This window comes from Legionella drozanskii LLAP-1 (genome assembly GCF_001467585.1).
GTDB lineage: Bacteria > Pseudomonadota > Gammaproteobacteria > Legionellales > Legionellaceae > Tatlockia > Tatlockia drozanskii.
The window spans coordinates 137,037-155,311 of the sequence record NZ_LNXY01000031.1 but is presented as its reverse complement, the minus strand read 5'-3'; the positions used below and the strand labels follow the sequence as shown (position 1 = coordinate 155,311).

The window sequence follows — 18,275 nt, the reverse complement described above, 5'->3', positions numbered from 1 at the left end:
AGGTTACAATTCCTCGCATCTTAGTCGATGCCTAGAATTCCATGTCTATAGAATCAGCAGAGTATATGGAGCTGTTAGTCAGGAGAAAGGATCAGAGCCCACCGCCCCTGGCAAAAAAATTACACGAGTGGCACCTTATTTATGGAATATATGGCGCATTAGATGGTTTAAGTCTGTCCTACAGCATGCTCAAATACCTTTGGGATATGCTATTTGGAAGTCCCTCTGTTTCGGACGACATGCATGATTGGCTAATAGAACCTGAAGGCATTCTGGCTGCTGCAAGCGGTTCGATTACCCTAATTGTTTTCTCCATGCTCGCTAACCATTTTAGTGATGATGATGAAAACTTATTTAAACGCTATATAGCTATTGTCTGGCCCTATTGTCGCGATACGATGAAGGGACTGAAAAACGCCTATAAAGGCGCTCGCAGCACGCTTCAATTGGTTGAGACCTTAAGTGGCGGACAAAGTCTGGCTCACCTCTTTGTACCAGTCGGTTTAGTGTTGGGGGGGTTATCGGTTTTAAATCGTATTTGGTATCGTCGAATGCTCACTCAGCGCAAAACGATGATGAAGGAAAATGCCAGATTATTAGAAGAAATTCAAAACGCAACAGACTTCGACCTTCTCCCCAGAATTGCCGATGATCCAACGGATCTCAATAATCCAAATCCCATTAAAAAACAAAGCAAGTCAGTCAGATTAGGGGCGTTACTCTCAGCTGCTTATGGCGGTGTTGTTGATGGCCTCTACTTATATATTGGTGTTTTTGGTCTTTGCAGCCTTGCTCCCCCAGTATTAATTGCTATGACAGTATTTTCTAGCATTTATATGCTAGCCAGTATCGCTACACGTATTTATGAGGAATATGATTATCAACGCAAGCTGCGCATTGCTGAGGCTAAAATAGAGCTAGCCCACAGTGGTAAAACCATCGAATTGATGGTCGAAAAATTACATCGATTACATGTGGAAATCGCTCGCGGAAATAATAACGAAGCCTTACTAAGCGAACAGCAAGAGTTAGTTGTCCAATTCAATCAAGCAATACAATTATTCGAAGAGAAACGCAAAAATTACCGTTCTATAACCACTCTGTCCTATTCCTCAGCAGTTTTAGCCGGCGCAAAGAGAGGGTTATATGCTTATTCAGCATTGGCTAGCGTTGTTTTTGCGGTAGGAACCATTCTTGTCTTAGCTTCAATGCCCTTTCCTCCTTTTTTATTGATTAGCTGCATTAGTATTGGAATGCTCCTTCTAATTGGTTTTATAGCCCATTCACTAATTAATGCTCATCAACATCGCCTTAAACAAAAAGAGTTGATAGAAGCTGAACTTAATACTGTGGGCCCTATTGAGAATGAAAAATTAATTCATATCAAATGGCTTTATGAGGAGGGTCGTAATGCTCAAAATCTTGAACCTGAGAAAGTAAAGGTAGCAATTTTGGAAGGAATGGCAATTGATCCTACGCCTCAGTATTTCTTTGAAGAATGGTTTGAAGTGTTTCGTTCCTTTTTTTCTGGATTTGGAAAAGGGGCTAAAGCTGTTGGGCTGATGATGAATCCCTTAGAAGTGGCTGATGATAAAGGGCATTACCATGAGTCACTGATTATGATGGGATTTATCGCATTTAGTGCATTTATCCATACCATTACCTTAGCTGCCAGGGCCTACGCTCGAATGGGAAAAGATCCTCTTGAAAAGCCCTTTATGGTAAATAAACTAGATGAATCCGATTCGGATTTTGATTCATTTGAGGGTAGACAGAGTCCAGGTAGAAATAGTTCCCCTGATTACTCTTTTCGACTTCTAAGACAAAAGAAGAATGGTGTCGTTGATGAACCCCTACCAAAAGAACAAGCTCGAGGCGATAAGAGCTCGCAAGGCCATGAACTGGATGTAGTAAACAGCGAAGTGGAATCGTCTACTGAAGAAACTGAAAGAGAGAGCCAACGTCCGACCTCGGTTTGGGATACAGTATGTTCCTTCTTCAGTACTAGAACCCAAAATTCTGCTCACCCAATAGGGTTTAGAGAGGTTCCTCTGCAGCCAAATACAGTTGGGGGTTCAAAGCAGGATCATTATACATTTTAAATTGGTGATAAACTCTAAAAGTTCGTGATCCAGTTTTGATCTCCTCAATGAGCTGCTGTAAACAATTTAATAATTGATTTTGTTGAGCGAGGATAGTTTCCCATTTTCTCCGACAGTTTTCTCGATGTATTTCATCAACATTATCTCGATCAATTTGCAAATTCATATGGTAGGCTTTGAGGGCAAGGATAGATAGCCGATCAATCATCATTCCTGGCGTTTCAGAATGAACTGGGCAGCTAATCGAACTTTTAGGTTGAAGCGTGTTGTAAAACCATTCATCCATTGCTTCCATGCGATTATTTCGCTGTTGATTATAATGATCAATTTCTCGTTTTGCTAAATAAACGAATTCATGTCCCATATCGTCGCGTCTAGCTCTATCTTCTGCATGCCACAACTGATAGTTAAAAGCATGATTTTCTTCAACAAGGGCTAAAAAATGTTGATAGCTCAATTGGAGTCCACTATTTTTCCATCGGATAATGCAATCGCGATGCAAATTAGCAATTTCAGTGACAGTGACAAAATCAGTCATTAAGTACTCCATCGAATCCGTAAAAATCAACTCGCTAAAACTTAGCATTTTTAATAGCTCGGGTATATTACATCTAAATTAATTAATTGGCGATAAGATTAATTTCTCTACTTATCTGTCACTGTTGCGTGTTGAGTCCTGGCCCAATCTTCTATGCAACAACGATCCTCACTCTTCAAATTTTCCATTTTCTAAAAAGGTTAAAATGAGCTGTCTTGATTTCGAATTATTCATTATCAAAGCATGATTAGTATTAATAACGACTAGCTCAGTTTGTCCCGGCAAACGTGCTGAAGAAGGGGGAACTTTTGCATCGAATCGTCCGGCAATGATGCCCATTTTGATATTGGGTATAGGTACCTGATGTACATATGCCTTTTCATCAGAACTTAATTCAGCAAGTGGTTTGATTATATTGCTAATTATTGGAAACATTTTTACAGTTAATTTTGCAAGTACAGAACCTTGGTTAGGAGGAGCTAACATAATCAAACAACCAACCTGGTTTAATTCCTTTCTTGTCAATTTTGCTAAAGATTCTCTAATAATAATGCCGCCAAGACTATGTGTGATAAAATGAATTTTTATATCAGGATTTTTTTCTAATAAAGTTGCAATAAATTGATATAAATCAACTCCATGCGCATGGATATCCTGTTGTGTCGAAGGATAACTATAAACATAAACCTGATAACCATAGCTTTGGAGGAAGTATTTAAGCGAACTCATACTCAAGGAAGTGCGCATTAGGCCATGGATTAATACCACGACTTCTCCATTGTGTTTAGCTTGAAGTTCGGCTGCCTTAGTTTGTTGTTTTTCCGTGGGTAATAAAGCATGTGTTTGCGTCATAGAAACTAAGGAAATAAAGATTACTAGAATAAATTTAGTCATTGCATTTTTATAGGAAATGATTTTATTCATTTTTTTAATCAGCTAGCTTTTAATCTAAAATAGTATAATTTACCAGAACTACCAAAGATACTACAGGTGGAATTTCTAGCGTTATAATCAAACTGTTTAAAACAATTTCGTTAAACAATCAGAGAATGAATATGGTCAAAATACTGATGAGTGCCTGCCTCTTAGGACAAAAAGTTCGTTATGATGGTGGCGATTGTTTCCAAAATCACCCTGTCTTGCAGCAGTGGCTCAAAGAAGGAAGAGTAGTTACAATTTGCCCAGAAATGGCGGGTGGTTTACCTACCCCAAGAGCGCCAGCAGAAATCCAAGATAAACAAACTGGTAATGCTGTGTTAGAAAATAGAGCGCTAGTAAAAACAAATACTCAGCGTAATGTAACTCAGAGTTTTATAAATGGGGCAGAAAAAGCGCTTGAACTTGTAAAAAAACATCATATTTCTGTAGCAATTTTAAAAGCTAAAAGCCCGTCTTGTGGGTCAGATAAGATTTATGATGGGACCTTCACGCGAACTCTTATTCAGGGAGATGGAGTTACGGCAGCTTTATTAAAAAAAGAGGGGGTTCAAGTGTTTGATGAGGATCATATTGATGATGCTTTGCAGGCCGTAGGGTTAGCTCTTTGAATGGATTGTTGAGCCAAGACCAATCTACGATGCACAATATCAGAAGTCATCAATTAGCTTTTTTTGTCGTAGTTGATTTACTACCTGAAAAATGAAATAAAAAAAGAAGCGTGAATTAATGACAGACTCTCGCTTTTATGCAACTATTTCTGAATTGTTTATTGGAGATAATTATGAAATTTGCTTTGTCCATTTTATTGCTGTTGTTTAATGGCATGGTCACTGCGGGCGATAACCTTCCATCATCTTGCAAACCCGTTGCAGTAAAAGGTGAGTCCGTAATGGTATCTGCAAAAAAGCCGCTTTTAGTAATAATTCATAATTTGTCCAATTCTGATTTATGGATCACACATCCAGTTTCGGATCCGGGTGCAAGCGCAGGATGGAGTAGCCGTCTACAAGCGGATAACTGGTCAGCTCTCGCGCTGGACAAAGAAAACTTTGAACTAAGTTGTATTGAGTCAAAACCGGGCCATGAACAACAAGTGCCTTGTCAAGGCGCTATTTCTCTGTGCAGTTGGGCAAAGGTGACCATGCCTGCTAAAGAGACTGGTACTTATTGGGCTGGTGAAAATATGACCTTATCCAATTTAAAAGAGCATTTGGGAGGGCGAGGTTTCGAATTACCTGGCTCACCTGAATAAATGATAAATAAATTTATGTTAAAAAAAAGTGGTGAATGTGAGTAAAAAATCAAAGGATCCTTTTTATAAAAGGGAAAAAGAAAAATACGCGATGCCCATACCCAGCCGGGAATTGATTATGCAAGAGTTGGAGGAATTTGGACGTCCCATGACTCGTACTCAATTGCTAGCTAAACTTGAAGTAGAGAGTGAAGCTGAGCAAGAGGCCTTAGGTTTTCGTTTGAAAGCTATGCTACGTGACGGCCAAGTGATGCAAGATCGTCGCGGTCGTTTTTGTTTATTGAAACGTATCAATTTGCAACGAGGAACTGTCCAGGGCCATCCAGATGGTTATGGCTTTTTCATCCCCAATGAAGGGGGGGATGATATGGTTCTATCCGCCAAAGAAATGCGCTCCGTAATGAATGGTGATTTAGTTCTTGCTTATCAGAGTGGTGTTGACCGACGAGGCCGGCCTGAAGGAAAAATACACGAAGTTATAGAACATGCGAATGCAAGTGTCGTCGGCCGATTTTTTACCGAACACGGTGTCGGTTTCGTTATTCCTGATAACAAACGCTTGACTCAAGATATCTCCATTCCTTTAGAGTTCGCAGCTGATGCTAAAAATGGGCAAATGGTGCTGATTGAAGTGATTGCCTACCCGAGTAAGCGAAATCAGGCAATAGGGAAGGTGATTCATATTCTTGGGGAGCATATGGCTCCAGGAATGGAAATTGAGGTTGCTATACATGCGCACGCTATCCCTGCTGACTGGCCGGATGATGTGCTTGTCGAAGTGGCTAAAATCCCACAAAAAGTTGCTGAGGACGATTTAAAAGGCCGTACTGATTTAAGAAATCTGCCTTTTGTTACCATTGATGGTGAGGATGCCAAGGACTTTGATGATGCAGTGTATTGTTATCAGAAGCCGAAAGGAGGATATCAGCTCTATGTCGCAATTGCGGATGTGAGCCATTATGTTCCCATTGATTCCGCATTGGATAAGGAAGCTGCGCGCCGCGGTAACTCAGTTTATTTTCCTGGTAAGGTTGTACCGATGTTACCCGAAGCCTTATCAAATGGTATTTGCTCGCTTAATCCACAAGTTGATCGCTTATGTATCGTTGCGGAAATGGCAATTACCGCAGATGGAAAAATAGGTCGTTCGCGTTTCTATCGAGCAGTATTCCACTCACATGCCCGGCTTACCTACACACAGGTAGCGCAATGGCTGAAAGATGGCCGAACAGAGGACAAGCACCAGGCTTTATGGCCTCTGTTACAATCGCTTGATGCGCTTTACAACACCCTACTAAAGGCTCGTAAAGTTCGTGGCGCAATGGAGTTTGAAACTACTGAAACGCGTATTGAATTCGATGAGAATAGGAAAATTCAACGAATTGTGCCGGTGATCCGCAATGATGCACATCGTTTGATTGAAGAATGCATGCTAGCTGCGAATGTGGCAACTGCTCGCTTTTTAGAAAAGGCAAAACTACCGATACTTTATCGCGTTCATGCAACTCCAGACGAAGATAAAATTGCAGCTTTGCGGTTATTCTTGGGTGAACTTGGTTTGCAATTAGGCGGGGGTAAAAAACCACACCCTAAAGATTTTCAAAAGGTGTTATCTACAATTGGTGATCGACCAGAAAAACATTTAATCGAAACGGTCATGTTACGTTCACTAAAACAGGCCCAATATATTGAAGAAAATGATGGTCATTTCGGATTAGCTTATTCTGCCTATACTCATTTTACTTCTCCGATTCGCCGTTATCCTGATTTATTAATTCATCGGGCTATTGCTCATTTAATTGATAACAACAGCAACGATGAAAAATTTGATTATAATTCCGAAGACATGAATCGCTTGGGCAAACATTGTTCATCCACCGAGCGACGTGCTGATGAAGCCACCCGTGAAGTGGTTGCATGGCTGAAATGTGAATATATGCAAGATAAATTAGGACAAGTATTTCAAGGAACAATTTCCGCGGTAACTGGTTTTGGTATTTTTGTTGAATTAGATGATATTTATGTAGAAGGTTTAGTGCACGTGACTTCACTACGAAATGATTATTATGCCTTTGATGCGGTTAAACATCGTTTAGTCGGTGAGCGTGGTGGTCATGTCTACCGTTTAGGTGACAAGATGACGGTATTAGTAGCCCGAGTTGACTTGGATGAGCGTAAAATCGACTTTGAACCTGCAGAAAAAGGGCTTTTTGATGACTGAGCATTATGTTTACGGTGTTCATGCGGTAACGGCTCTGCTCGCCAACCCACACAGGCCAACTAAGAAATTATACATCAATCAAGATCGTGTTGATAAACGATTACAAACGCTTCTTGACTTAGCGGCTGCTCAGCAGATTTCAGTGGAAAAATTATCTGCTCAGCAAATGAATCAGCGCTTTGCAGAATTTACTCATCAAGGTGTCGTAGCCAGTGCCGGAAATTTACCTGATTATGGTGAAAGTGATCTGCCCAACTTACTGGCATCAAGCAAGAAACCGTGTTTGCTGTTGATTTTAGATGGAGTAACTGATCCACATAATTTAGGTGCTTGTCTGAGAACAGCTGATGCTGCGGGCGTTGATTTTGTTATTATCCCTAAGGATAAAAGTGCCAGCATCACGCCGGTGGTGAGTAAAGTGGCTTGTGGTGCTGCAGAATCGATACCTTTAGTGCGAGTTACCAATTTGGTTCGGGCGATAGAAGCAATTAAAAAAGAAGGCGTTTGGGTTTATGGGGCGGCTGGTGAAGCCACTGAAACAATTTATAAACTCGATTGCAGCTCGTCTATTGCTTTGGTTATGGGCGCAGAAGGTGAGGGCATGCGGCGCTTAACAAGAGAGCACTGCGATGGCATATTTTCTTTGCCGATGTTAGGTAGCGTAGAAAGTTTAAATGTATCTGTAGCCACCGGGGTGGGTTTGTATGAAGTAATTCGTCAACGTAATAATTTCTAATCTTGCTTATGAAGCTATATAGACTGTATTATGACTCATTTTATGAGTAGTTGGTTCTTTTTATGTCCAGCCTTAGAGGATCATGGTATTTATTTGTTCAACAATTGAATCAATTTCAATCGAATCCTGAAATTGATTTGCTAAGAGTTTGTTTGAATTTTCGTTTATCTTTGACGGAGTACTTTAAAGAGCAAAATATTTATGGCTCTTCAGAAGATGTCGTCAATCTCTTCACTGAACTTGATGCTTTGTGTCCTCTTCCCCAAAATGTTCAAATTTTAAAACAAATCGAAGGGATAAATATTGCCCTTGTAGATTACTCTAAATTTTTATATGGACGTGATAATGAGAATTGGATGCTCATCGATAGCGAGTTGGGTCATACCACAGGATTGCTCAATCAACTCACTTCATTTATTGCGTTCAAATTATATTCTACGTCTAAGGAACGACTAAAAAATCGAGTAACTGATCCCTCCCGGCAAGATAATGATGCAGTGAAGCAATTTGCTACTAATCTATTATGTGAAATTCGTCAAATAAAATTAGATTTAGACATACTCAATACAGCTATTGAAAATGAAACGGTAAAGGCATGTGATCTGTTCATTCAATTTTGGATAAATCCTAAAAAATCCAAGCTAGCCTGCTCAGTATTGGCTAGCAATGAAGAGTTATGTGGGATTTGTTTTAATAATTATAAAATTTTATTTTTAAAGCTTATTGAGGATAAAGAAAAGCAACTCCCGAGAAAATTGGCTTTAAATACTAATTTCTTGGCTTTTTTTGCTAAGCAGCAAAGTTTTAGTTTAATCGAGAAAAGTAAAAATCGTTTTCTGCAAAGCGAAGAGAATATAATTTTACTGAGCCAGCAACAATCGCGTATAGAAAAAACAGGCTCTATTCAAGTGATTGCTGCAGACCTTGATGCTTTAAGTTTAAATTATAAGCGTTCTTTAATCTCTCGTTTAATAGACATGATACTAAAAACAATTTTTTGCAGTTATGATTCAAGGCCACAGACTGTGAGTGAAGCACAAGATTTGCGGGATATCCTTCATTATTTAGAGGAGAATTGTACTACTCCAAACCCTGAGGAAGAGAATAATATCGGCATCCCCAGAATCGATACTCCTAGTAGTTAAAACCATATTCGTTCCTTGTTGTGGGATTTCTTCCATTATTTTGAGGTTCAATAGGAAAAAATGTCGAATTGGGGGCTAAAGATATACGTGTAGCGGTTGGTTCTCTACTCAGTTCGTGTTCTTTTTCAACTTCGATTAGCGCTAATAAAAATTTAGTATGTCCCTCTAATTGTCTCAATTTTGATTCAAATGTCTTTCTTAATTCGATATAAGTTCGATCATCCTTAGGAACCGATGTAATCCAATTGTGGGTATCATAAATGGAGTCTGTACAGCTATCGAAAAGGTTATTTATGGCACAAGTTGTTAGGCTTTGGAATTTTAATACAAAATAGGGTTTTGAATATAATTCTTGTTCTCTCTTTATTAAACCAAGCTCAGCTAATTTCTCAAGTGACGGGATAGATTCATTTTTATAATATTGAATTTGATCGGTATAGATGTTAATTAAGATAGTTAAATCATTATTATTAAGCTGATGTTCCGTTCGGATAGGATGGTTCTCGCAGTAAAAAAAACTTGAGATATCCTTATTAATACTCCGTGATAAAAAATTATATTGCTCTGTAGGTAGCGGATACATAAGTAGTTCCTAGGCATTGGTAAAAAAAAGGGATGATAATGTATAAATCGACAAATTCAATACATCTTTTTATGACGGCTGTTTTCTACTTCTAACTCTCTAAAGTGCAGATCATTGAGGTATCCATTCCGCCAAATTTTAACCGCCATTTGTAGAATAACGACGCACTGATGAACTGTTTTCGACAGTCCCAAGCAGGGGTTTCCACTTTCAGCTTGTTTTAGAATCGCTGTATTTGGCTGTGTGTATATTTTGATTTATTCATAAGAATCCTCTCTACTTAGGATAAGAAAATTCTATTCGGGGAGATTATTGAGCAGTTTTATTCTCATGTTCTATCCAATAGCTTATTTATGTTCAACAAATTGGTTAATTGTTTTGCTGAGTCTTGAAATTAATTCATCAATTTCATCTTCGCTTATAATCAAAGGCGGTAAAAGTCGAATGACGGTATCGGCCGTGACATTAAACAGTAGGCCGTTAGCAAGACCTAGCGCTCGGGCATCATTAGCAGGTCTATCTAATTCAATTCCTAACATAAACCCTTTTCCTCGAATACCACGCACACTGGGATGTTCACCCAGTTCTTGCATTAGTTTATCTTTTAAAAGAGCAGATTTTTGTGCAACTTGCTCACAAAGATTGTCTCGTTCAATAACTTCTAAAACAGTAAGAGCAGTGGCACAAGCCAGAGGATTTCCACCAAAGGTAGAGCCGTGATTGCCTGGTTTAAATAAATTACAAGCCTGATTGGCCATCAAACAGACGCTGATTGGTATGCCATTACCTAAGCCTTTTGCTGTAGTGATGATATCGGGTTGAATACCAGCATGCATGTAAGCAAAATATTTACCTGTACGTGCATTACCAGTTTGAACTTCATCGATAATTAATAGCCATTCATGCTCTTTACAAAGTTGGGCTAAGGCGCGGAGATAAGAATCTTCTGCAGCAAAAATACCGCCTTCACCTTGAATGGGTTCAACCATCACGGCGACGACATCATCTCGATTAGCTGCAATAGTACGAATCGCATCAATATCATTAAAGGGTGCGCGAATAAAACCAGGAACTAGTGGTTCAAAACCCGCTTGTACTTTACGACTTCCTGATGCGGTTAAGGTCGCCATGGTACGCCCGTGGAAGGCACGCTCCATAACAATAATAGAAGGTGTTTCAATTCCTTTCTTGTGGCCATAAAGACGAGTCAGTTTAATAGCCGCTTCATTCGCTTCAGCGCCTGAATTTGCAAAAAATGCCTGCTGTGTATTAGAAAGGGTGGTTAATTTTTCGGCAAGTTGTTCTTGTTCTTTGATGTGGTAACTATTTGAAGTATGTAAGAGTTTAGAGGCTTGGTTTTGAATCGTACGAGTGATATCCGGGTGGGCATGACCTAAGCCACAAACGGCAATACCGCTTAATCCGTCTAGATAAGCTTTACCTTGTTCGTCATATAACCAAACTCCTTCTCCATGAGTAAAGAATACCGGTAAGGGATTGTAGCTGGTAATTAATGCCATAAAAAACTCCTTATCACTCATCAAATCCTGCAAAACTGTCAACTAACAGGTTGACTAATTGGCAATATCGCACAAATTTATTGAAATATGTGCGATACCTTCCTAATTAACGTAAATTAGATTCAGCAAAGTCCCAATTTACCAAAGACCAGAACGCTTTGAGATACTCAGGACGAGCATTGCGATAATCAATATAGTAGGCATGTTCCCATACATCGCAAGTCATTAATGCCTGTTGGCCTTCAGTCATTGGCGTACCTGCATTAGAAGTACTGGTAATTTTGAGTGCACCTGCATTATCTTGCACCAACCAAGCCCAGCCAGAGCCGAAGGTTGCAATCGCAGTTTGAGTGAATTGTTCTTTAAATTCGTTAAAAGAACCGAAAGTTTTAGCAATAGCATCCGCTAATTTTCCAGTTGGTTCATCGCCGCCCTTAGGACTTAGACAATGCCAATAAAAGGTATGGTTCCAGGTTTGTGCTGCATTGTTAAAAATCCCGCCAGAGCCCGTTTTTTTTATAATTTCTTCTAAACTTAGATTTTCATATTCAGTACCATCAACAAGTTTATTGAGGTTAGTCACATAAGCATTGTGGTGTTTACCATAATGATATTCTAAAGTTTCTTCAGAAATGTAGGGGGCTAATGCATTTTTCGCATAAGGTAGAGCGGGTAAAGTAAATGCCATAAAAAACTCCTAGTTTTTAGTTAAGTGCTAAGTTTATCAGGAATCATAAGAAGTACCAGGGCCGGCTCCCAACTGTACGCTGAAAAAACACCCGCAAAGATCTATAATGAAGAATATCGAAGGAAATATACACAGTTTGTTTTTCATTCTGCTTATAGCCAATTTAAAACTAGTGTACCTTAAAGCTTCAAAACTACTTAGCGCGTGGGTTTCAAGTTGCTAATTGGTCTTATTTTCGACATAATTGATCTTGCTTTTTAATTCTTAAAAAAGGTGACCTGGTGGAAACAATTGATAAAATCAAACAACAAATTGCTGAAAATACAATACTCTTATATATGAAGGGCACTCCCAAAATGCCTCAATGCGGTTTTTCAGCCCGTGCGGTACAATGTCTCGATGCTTGTGGTGTAACCTTTGCTTATGTGGATATTCTAGCTAATCCTGATATCCGCCAAACGTTACCACAGTATGCCGATTGGCCTACTTTCCCCCAGCTTTATGTCAAGGGTGAATTAATCGGTGGTTCCGATATTATCGTTGAGCTTTATCAGCAAGGCGAATTAGAACGATTATTGCGTGAAGCAGTAGCGTAGTTTTTTAAATTAGCAAATAATTTGCTTAATCAAGGAGAATAGAGATGAGTGTATTGGTTGGACGAAAGGCCCCAGATTTTACAGTTCCAGCTGTATTAGGTAATGGTCAAATCACAGAAAAATTCAATTTACATGAAGAATTAAAAGGTAAGTATGGTTTAGTGTTTTTCTATCCTCTAGATTTTACCTTTGTTTGTCCTTCTGAAATCATCGCTTTAGATCATCGCATGAATGAGTTCAAAGAACGTGGTGTTGCTGTAGTTGCAGTTTCTATTGACTCACAATTTACTCATAATGCCTATCGTAATACCCCAGTAAAAGAAGGTGGTATTGGACCAGTGAGCTTTACAATGGCAGCCGATGTAACCCACACAATTTGTCAATCTTATGGAGTAGAACATCCAGTAGCGGGTGTGGCTTTCCGGGGTGCTTTCATTATTGATAAGAATGGTATGGTGCGTTCACAAATCGTCAATGATCTACCTATCGGTCGAAATATTGATGAATTATTACGTATTATCGATGCTGTACAATTTTTTGAAGAGAACGGTGAAGTATGCCCCGCTGGCTGGCAAAAAGGACAAGCAGGTATGAAAGCTTCTCCTAAAGGTGTCGCAGAATATCTTTCTGAGCATTCTGATAACTTATAATTTGTCCATTTTGAAGGCATTAGCCAACCTGTGTATCGCGCCATGTATTAAGCATGGCGCAAAATAAATCTGCAGTTTTTTCTGCGTCATAGATGGCTGAATGAGCTTCCTTCGTATCAAAATCAATGCCAGCGGCTTTCGCCGCCTTCGCTAAAACAGTTTGCCCATAAATAAAGCCGCCCAGGGTTGCAGTGTCAAAGCAAGTAAATGAGTGAAATGGTGAGACAATACCTGTGCGCTTAACTGCTTCTTTTATAAACAATAAATCAAACCATGCGTTATGCCCAACTAAGACTGCTCGTTGGCATTTGAATTTTTTCAAGGCTTGATTAATAGGCCCAAATAAATTTAGTAATGCCTGTTTTTCATGTATCGCAAAACGAAGAGGTTGGAAAGGATCAATTTGAGTAAACTCAAGTGATTTTTGATCCAGCTCAGACCCTTCAAAAGGTAAAACATGCTCAAAATAAGTTGAACTACGAGTAAAATAACCCTTCTTATTAAGTTCAACTAAAACGACACACATTTCGAGAAGGCCGTTTTTTTGTGGATCAATTCCGGCGGTTTCTAAATCAACTACCACAGGAAGAAAACCTCTGAATCTATCTTTGAGCTCATTACATAAAATGCTATCAAACCGCTTCATAAACACTCCATTCCAAGCTTTCGCCTGCAGCCACGGGCACGACATGATCCTGCCCCAAAGGTAGTGTTTCAGGAATGGATTGAGGTGTTTTTACTAAACTAAGTTCGGTTTGATTGAGTGGAAGCTGATAAAATTCAGCCCCAAAACGACCGAGAAAGGAATTAAGTTTGTTTAATTGATCGCGTTGATCAAAGGCTTGTGCGTACATCGCTACTGCATAAGGAGCAGAGTAGATGCCTGCACAGCCACAGGCAGTTTCTTTATTGGCCTTCGCATGCGGAGCGCTGTCGCTACCTGCAAAAAATTTAGGATTGCCACTCATAGCCGCTTTTTGCAGCGCCCGTTGGTCACCCTCTTTCTTTAATATTGGCAGGCAATAATAATGAGGTCTAACCCCACCTGCTAAAAGGTGATTTCGATTATACAATAAATGATGAGGCGTTATGGTCGCTGCTAAATTTTGCGGTGCTTGAAAAATAAAATCGACGGCAACTTCTGTCGAAATATGCTCAAGAACGATGCGTAGTTTAGGAAAGTTTTGGGTCAAAGGAATTAAATAATTCTCAATAAACGCTGCTTCCCGGTGAAAAATATCTCCTTTTGTTTCTTCACCATGGATCTGTAATACCAGATTTTGTTGCTGCATGATTTCAAATAAAGGATAAAGTTCGCGCAAAGAGCGGGCACCCTCATCCGAATTAGTCGTTGCTCCAGCGGGATATAATTTTGCTCCTAAGATATAAGGAAAATTTTTTGCCTCTTCCAAATCTTCTGGCCTTACCTTCTCATTAAGGTAGAGTGTCATATAAGCTGCAAAATCATATTCGTTTGGTAAAGCGGCAAGAATTCGCTCGCGATAAGCAATGACCGCATCCACGGTGATCAATGCAGGTTTTAGATTAGGCATGATCAATGCACGTGCAAAATGACGGGCGGTTGCCGGAACAGTATGATGTAAAACTAATCCATCGCGAAAATGGACGTGCCAATCATCTGGACGAGTAATGGTGAGCGTTTTCATACTAAAGATTCCGATAAATTTGCCGATACTCGAGAAGGATAACACGGTTAGAAGCTGGACGAGCAAAAAATGAGTAGCCTAAATCTACAAAAATTTATAGATAGCCACTGTAAGCTAAGGAATATCCTTAGGTTAGTAAATATTGCAGTCTTATTAAGTGTAGCAGCAGTAGATAGCTTTGCTGCACCATTGACTCTTTATTATGCAAGTCCTATGGGTGAAGAGAATTGGCGAATGACGGGTAACCGTTTACGTTGCGGATTGGCTTTAACTGTTCCAAATTATGGCATTGCCTATTTTGAACAGTATGCCGCAAAACCGGCCCATTTTGTTCTCAGTAATTGGCAACAAGTTGATAGGCAACGACCCGCTGTGGTATTTGCAAAACCTCCGGTTTGGAAACCAAGTGGACAAGTTTTCTTAGTGACCAAAACTTCAGTTAATCCAGGAGAATATGCAGTTTATTTACCGAGGAGTGAGACGATTAAGCTATTAAATTATCTCGCGGAAGGATACCAAACCAGCTTTCAATATTTATCTGAACAAGGTTTTCCCATATCGGTTTCACTTTCTCCAATTCGCTTCCAAAAAGTTTATTCACGTTATCAACGTTGTTTAGGTAATTTATTACCCTTTGATTATACCGATATAAAAATATCAGTGTTGCTTTTTGATACAGATAGTTTTGAATTGAGTGATGATTCGAAAGAGCAATTGAAAAAAGTTGCGCAATATTGCCTAGCAGATCAATTAGTGAAAAAGGTGAAGATTGCTGGCTATACCGACAATACGGGTCGAAAATCCTATAATAATGCAGTATCTGAAGCACGTGCAAAAAGGGTAAGAGAGTACTTATTGAGCCTTGGTATAAAAGAAAGTGACTTAGCTATAACTTGGTATGGCGTTAAAAATCCATCCGCTCCCAATGACACTGATGTAGGTAAGAGAGTGAATCGTCGCGTAGTGGTTAAAATTATTAAATAACCTGTCAGCTCTGATCCCCCTTAATAAGATATTGTCTCCACTACTTCTTTTCTGATAAAGTAAAGCAAGTTTAGTCAACTTATTGATTCAAAATAGTTACATAGCTTGGAAATTGATTCGCCCGAGATGGTCAGTTTGTCGCTGGATTAAGCATATGACGGCGAATTAATTACTGTGAACACAAAAGAAACATTGTCGATCACTGAGCTAGATAATTTAAGGAATTAATAAAGAAAATTTGTGGAAATAGTGTTGACTTTGAGAAAGTAGCACTTGATAATTTGCCTATGTACGTTCTCGGATAGAGCGATGATTGCGTACTGTGGTCAATCCCATGATGTGGTTTGACGGCTAAACGGGAAATTAATAATAAAAAAGTGGAGATGAAGCATGTTAAATAATTTAAAGAAGACAGCAGTAGCTGTTCTCGCTTTGACTAGCAGTGCAGCAGCATTTGCTGGTACCATGGGTCCTGTTTGCACCCCTGGTAATGTCACAGTTCCTTGTGAAAGAACTGCCTGGGACTTCGGTGTACAAGCCCTTTATTTGGATACCACATACACTAATGGAAGTTCTAATTGGTGGGGTGGGAACAACCTTTACTTGCATGAAACTAGATTCAACAATAGCTATCGTAACGACTGGAACTGGGGCTTCAAATTAGAAGGTTCTTACCATTTCCACACTGGTAACGACATTAACGTTAACTGGTACCATACAACTAACAGCAATAACCGCCGTCATCATAACAATGGTCTCTTCGGTTTTGATAATGACAACAATAACAGAGGTCCTCGTTGGGATGCTGTTAACGTTGAATTAGGACAACATGTTGACTTCAGCGAGTGGAAGTTCATGCGTTTCCATGGTGGTGTTCAGTACGCTCGTATCGCTGACCAACGTCGTAACCGCAACAACAATGGCTTTGGTGGATTCGGCCTAGGTGGTTTCAATGGTGGCTTCGGTGGTTTCAATGGTGGCTTGTTGAATGGTAATGAGAACCGACGTGAAGCAAGATTCAACGGTTTCGGTCCTCGTTTCGGTCTTGACATGAACTATGTTGTTGGAAATGGTTTCAGCGTCTATGCTAACGGTGCAACATCTCTGTTGATTGGCTCTAGCAGACCTTCATTCCAATTTGATCCAGCATTCCCTGTGTCAGTTCTCCCAGTAGCTGTTGGTTTCCCAGCACTACCAGCATTAGCTCCAGCTGGCCTAGGCTTGAATAACTTCAACACTGGCAACCGTCATAACAGAACTATTATGGTTCCTGAGTTAGAAGGTAAATTGGGTGCTAAATACAGTTATGCTATGGCATCAGGTGATTTAACTCTGGACGTTGGTTACATGTGGGTTAACTACTTCAATGCTAGACACACTGTGTTAAACCATGGCACATTTGTTGATGGCTTTGGAATCCGTCGTCACTTAGGCTTCGAAGATCGTTCAAGCGACGTTGCTTTCAACGGTCCTTATGCTGGTCTAAAGTGGGTTGGTAACGTTGTATAATTAGTCAGCTTATGCTGTATTAAAGCCCATCACTTGTTGATGGGCTTTTTTTTAGATTAACGGAGTGATCATGTTGAAAAGAACAACAGCAGCAGCTGTTCTTGCTTTAGCTGGCAGTGCAGCATTAGCTGGTACCATGGGTCCTGTTTGCACCCCTGGTAACGTCACAGTTCCTTGTGAAGCCAAGAAATGGGACATTGGGGCAGAAGCGCTTTACTGGCAGCCAGCGTATACAAGTGGTCTAGCTTATGAATTCAATCCAGATTATGGTTTTAATAGTGTTAGACCACGATGGGGTTGGGGATATCGCTTACAAGGGTCTTATCATTTCAACACAGGAAATGATATCACTATGACCTATATACACTATGATAAAGATTCTGATCGTGGTGGCTATTCTGGGTCAATTCCATTTGCTTTTGCATTCGAGCCGTATAGATTGCGTCTACAAAATAAATTCGATCAAGTTAACCTTCTAGTTGGCCAACAGGTTGACATGAGTGCATGGAAGAAAATGCGTTTTTATGGTGGTTTCCAGTTTGCTAAAATTCGCCTGGATCAAACTAGACAATTTTTGGCCGTACCTCCAGCGCTTAGACTTCAATCGGTTTCAAATTTACAACAAATCCGTAACGCCGATTTCGAGGGTGTGGGCCCAGTTATAGGAATGGATTATTCCTACAATTTGATAAATGGTTTTAGTGTAACAGGTAATGCTGCTACTTCTCTTATCTATGGTGTAAATCGGTATGTTACAGCATACATTGCTGGACCTGCAGGCGTAGTTAACGCAGTCGATAAAGACAGCCTAAGAATTGTAGTACCTAGTATTGAAGCAAAAGTAGGACTTAAATATACGCATGAATGGATTCAAGGAACACTCAACCTAGAAGGTGGGGTCCAAGGAATCAATTACTTTAATGCACTAGAAGCAAGAAGACCTTTCGGACAAACTAATTTCATTTTTTCAACTGATTTCGGACTTTGGGGCCCCTATTTTGGCGCAGCTTGGGTTGGAGATGTTGTTTAATTGTTTAGCTAAACTGATTATTAAAGCCCATTATAATGGGCTTTTTTTTTATCACTTGCTGGGTATAAAAAAGTGTGTCCAAACACTAGGCACTGAGTAGAGTACAAGATATACT

General features: G+C 39.7%; 18 protein-coding genes and 1 pseudogene. 11 read left to right on the top strand and 8 right to left on the bottom strand.

Features of this window, described 5'->3' with window-relative positions:
* Positions 1-41: 41 nt before the first annotated feature.
* The gene (locus tag Ldro_RS14150) at positions 42-2,102 is read left to right on the top strand and encodes a hypothetical protein (RefSeq protein ID WP_131764287.1); all 2,061 of its coding nucleotides are present in this window, start codon (positions 42-44) and stop codon (positions 2,100-2,102) included.
* On the opposite strand, the gene Ldro_RS14145 is transcribed toward Ldro_RS14150, so the two are convergent.
* Positions 2,038-2,640 carry a DUF4254 domain-containing protein gene (locus tag Ldro_RS14145; RefSeq protein ID WP_058497078.1) on the bottom strand — a complete coding sequence of 201 codons (603 nt, stop codon included), beginning with the start codon at positions 2,638-2,640 and terminating at the stop codon, positions 2,038-2,040. The genes Ldro_RS14150 and Ldro_RS14145 overlap by 65 nt on opposite strands.
* 168 nt (positions 2,641-2,808) lie before the next feature.
* On the bottom strand, positions 2,809-3,564 hold the full coding sequence (locus Ldro_RS14140; protein ID WP_058497077.1) for an esterase/lipase family protein: 756 nt from the start codon (positions 3,562-3,564) through the stop codon (positions 2,809-2,811).
* Positions 3,565-3,695: 131 nt separating this feature from the next.
* On the opposite strand from Ldro_RS14140, the gene Ldro_RS14135 reads away from it, so the two are divergent.
* From Ldro_RS14135 to Ldro_RS14115, 5 genes are all read left to right on the top strand, one after another.
* The gene (locus Ldro_RS14135; RefSeq protein ID WP_058497076.1) at positions 3,696-4,187 is read left to right on the top strand and encodes a 2-thiouracil desulfurase family protein; all 492 of its coding nucleotides are present in this window, start codon (positions 3,696-3,698) and stop codon (positions 4,185-4,187) included.
* 173 nt (positions 4,188-4,360) lie between these two features.
* The gene (locus Ldro_RS14130) at positions 4,361-4,831 is read left to right on the top strand and encodes a hypothetical protein (RefSeq protein ID WP_058497075.1); all 471 of its coding nucleotides are present in this window, start codon (positions 4,361-4,363) and stop codon (positions 4,829-4,831) included.
* 37 nt (positions 4,832-4,868) lie between these two features.
* Positions 4,869-7,052: a ribonuclease R gene (rnr, locus tag Ldro_RS14125; RefSeq protein WP_058497074.1), complete on the top strand. Its 2,184-nt coding sequence runs from the start codon at positions 4,869-4,871 to the stop codon at positions 7,050-7,052.
* The gene (gene rlmB, locus Ldro_RS14120; protein ID WP_058497073.1) at positions 7,045-7,788 is read left to right on the top strand and encodes a 23S rRNA (guanosine(2251)-2'-O)-methyltransferase RlmB; all 744 of its coding nucleotides are present in this window, start codon (positions 7,045-7,047) and stop codon (positions 7,786-7,788) included. The genes rnr and rlmB overlap by 8 nt, the downstream gene beginning before the upstream one ends.
* A gap of 62 nt (positions 7,789-7,850) precedes the next feature.
* The gene (locus tag Ldro_RS14115) at positions 7,851-8,933 is read left to right on the top strand and encodes a hypothetical protein (protein WP_058497072.1); all 1,083 of its coding nucleotides are present in this window, start codon (positions 7,851-7,853) and stop codon (positions 8,931-8,933) included.
* On the opposite strand, the gene Ldro_RS14110 is transcribed toward Ldro_RS14115, so the two are convergent.
* The 4 genes and pseudogenes from Ldro_RS14110 to Ldro_RS14100 all read right to left on the bottom strand — a co-directional run bounded on the left by Ldro_RS14110 (position 8,923) and on the right by Ldro_RS14100 (position 11,724).
* On the bottom strand, positions 8,923-9,516 hold the full coding sequence (locus Ldro_RS14110; RefSeq protein WP_058497071.1) for a hypothetical protein: 594 nt from the start codon (positions 9,514-9,516) through the stop codon (positions 8,923-8,925). The genes Ldro_RS14115 and Ldro_RS14110 overlap by 11 nt on opposite strands.
* 59 nt (positions 9,517-9,575) lie before the next feature.
* Positions 9,576-9,781 (bottom strand): annotated as a pseudogene (locus Ldro_RS17030) (transposase); the annotation flags it as partial.
* Between the two features lie 82 nt (positions 9,782-9,863).
* Complete coding sequence (locus tag Ldro_RS14105; RefSeq protein ID WP_058497070.1) at positions 9,864-11,036, bottom strand: aspartate aminotransferase family protein; 1,173 nt, start codon at positions 11,034-11,036, stop codon at positions 9,864-9,866.
* A 106-nt stretch (positions 11,037-11,142) separates the two neighbouring features.
* Complete coding sequence (locus Ldro_RS14100) at positions 11,143-11,724, bottom strand: superoxide dismutase (protein WP_058497069.1); 582 nt, start codon at positions 11,722-11,724, stop codon at positions 11,143-11,145.
* A gap of 281 nt (positions 11,725-12,005) precedes the next feature.
* Here Ldro_RS14100 and grxD point away from each other — a divergent pair, with 281 nt between their 5' ends.
* Together grxD and Ldro_RS14090 are read left to right on the top strand one after the other, a co-directional pair.
* The gene (gene grxD, locus Ldro_RS14095) at positions 12,006-12,320 is read left to right on the top strand and encodes a Grx4 family monothiol glutaredoxin (protein ID WP_058497068.1); all 315 of its coding nucleotides are present in this window, start codon (positions 12,006-12,008) and stop codon (positions 12,318-12,320) included.
* A gap of 44 nt (positions 12,321-12,364) precedes the next feature.
* On the top strand, positions 12,365-12,970 hold the full coding sequence (locus Ldro_RS14090) for a peroxiredoxin (protein ID WP_058497067.1): 606 nt from the start codon (positions 12,365-12,367) through the stop codon (positions 12,968-12,970).
* A 19-nt stretch (positions 12,971-12,989) separates the two neighbouring features.
* On the opposite strand, the gene rnt is transcribed toward Ldro_RS14090, so the two are convergent.
* Positions 12,990-13,616 carry a ribonuclease T gene (rnt, locus tag Ldro_RS14085; protein ID WP_058497066.1) on the bottom strand — a complete coding sequence of 209 codons (627 nt, stop codon included), beginning with the start codon at positions 13,614-13,616 and terminating at the stop codon, positions 12,990-12,992.
* Positions 13,603-14,637 carry a dihydroorotase gene (gene pyrC / locus Ldro_RS14080; protein ID WP_058497065.1) on the bottom strand — a complete coding sequence of 345 codons (1,035 nt, stop codon included), beginning with the start codon at positions 14,635-14,637 and terminating at the stop codon, positions 13,603-13,605. The genes rnt and pyrC overlap by 14 nt, the downstream gene beginning before the upstream one ends.
* 69 nt (positions 14,638-14,706) lie before the next feature.
* Here pyrC and Ldro_RS14075 point away from each other — a divergent pair, with 69 nt between their 5' ends.
* The 3 genes from Ldro_RS14075 (at position 14,707) to Ldro_RS14065 (ending at position 18,160) form a co-directional block, all read left to right on the top strand.
* Entirely contained in the window at positions 14,707-15,621 is a 915-nt protein-coding gene (locus tag Ldro_RS14075; RefSeq protein ID WP_131764288.1) for a flagellar protein MotY, read from the top strand.
* A gap of 390 nt (positions 15,622-16,011) precedes the next feature.
* Positions 16,012-17,130: an Lpg1974 family pore-forming outer membrane protein gene (locus Ldro_RS14070; protein WP_058497063.1), complete on the top strand. Its 1,119-nt coding sequence runs from the start codon at positions 16,012-16,014 to the stop codon at positions 17,128-17,130.
* A 70-nt stretch (positions 17,131-17,200) separates the two neighbouring features.
* The gene (locus Ldro_RS14065) at positions 17,201-18,160 is read left to right on the top strand and encodes an Lpg1974 family pore-forming outer membrane protein (RefSeq protein WP_058497062.1); all 960 of its coding nucleotides are present in this window, start codon (positions 17,201-17,203) and stop codon (positions 18,158-18,160) included.
* Positions 18,161-18,275: the final 115 nt, after the last annotated feature.

What these genes read in the sequence shown, in the direction of transcription:
- Ldro_RS14150 (WP_131764287.1), top strand. Translation starts at nt 42, where the DNA reads ATGTCTATAGAATCAGCAGAGTATATGGAGCTGTTAGTCAGGAGAAAG.
- Ldro_RS14145 (WP_058497078.1), bottom strand. Translation starts at nt 2,640, where the DNA reads ATGACTGATTTTGTCACTGTCACTGAAATTGCTAATTTGCATCGCGAT.
- Ldro_RS14140 (WP_058497077.1), bottom strand. Translation starts at nt 3,564, where the DNA reads ATGAATAAAATCATTTCCTATAAAAATGCAATGACTAAATTTATTCTA.
- Ldro_RS14135 (WP_058497076.1), top strand. Translation starts at nt 3,696, where the DNA reads ATGGTCAAAATACTGATGAGTGCCTGCCTCTTAGGACAAAAAGTTCGT.
- Ldro_RS14130 (WP_058497075.1), top strand. Translation starts at nt 4,361, where the DNA reads ATGAAATTTGCTTTGTCCATTTTATTGCTGTTGTTTAATGGCATGGTC.
- rlmB (WP_058497073.1), top strand. Translation starts at nt 7,045, where the DNA reads ATGACTGAGCATTATGTTTACGGTGTTCATGCGGTAACGGCTCTGCTC.
- Ldro_RS14115 (WP_058497072.1), top strand. Translation starts at nt 7,851, where the DNA reads ATGTCCAGCCTTAGAGGATCATGGTATTTATTTGTTCAACAATTGAAT.
- Ldro_RS14110 (WP_058497071.1), bottom strand. Translation starts at nt 9,516, where the DNA reads ATGTATCCGCTACCTACAGAGCAATATAATTTTTTATCACGGAGTATT.
- Ldro_RS14105 (WP_058497070.1), bottom strand. Translation starts at nt 11,036, where the DNA reads ATGGCATTAATTACCAGCTACAATCCCTTACCGGTATTCTTTACTCAT.
- Ldro_RS14100 (WP_058497069.1), bottom strand. Translation starts at nt 11,724, where the DNA reads ATGGCATTTACTTTACCCGCTCTACCTTATGCGAAAAATGCATTAGCC.
- Ldro_RS14090 (WP_058497067.1), top strand. Translation starts at nt 12,365, where the DNA reads ATGAGTGTATTGGTTGGACGAAAGGCCCCAGATTTTACAGTTCCAGCT.
- rnt (WP_058497066.1), bottom strand. Translation starts at nt 13,616, where the DNA reads ATGAAGCGGTTTGATAGCATTTTATGTAATGAGCTCAAAGATAGATTC.
- pyrC (WP_058497065.1), bottom strand. Translation starts at nt 14,637, where the DNA reads ATGAAAACGCTCACCATTACTCGTCCAGATGATTGGCACGTCCATTTT.
- Ldro_RS14075 (WP_131764288.1), top strand. Translation starts at nt 14,707, where the DNA reads ATGAGTAGCCTAAATCTACAAAAATTTATAGATAGCCACTGTAAGCTA.
- Ldro_RS14070 (WP_058497063.1), top strand. Translation starts at nt 16,012, where the DNA reads ATGTTAAATAATTTAAAGAAGACAGCAGTAGCTGTTCTCGCTTTGACT.
- Ldro_RS14065 (WP_058497062.1), top strand. Translation starts at nt 17,201, where the DNA reads ATGTTGAAAAGAACAACAGCAGCAGCTGTTCTTGCTTTAGCTGGCAGT.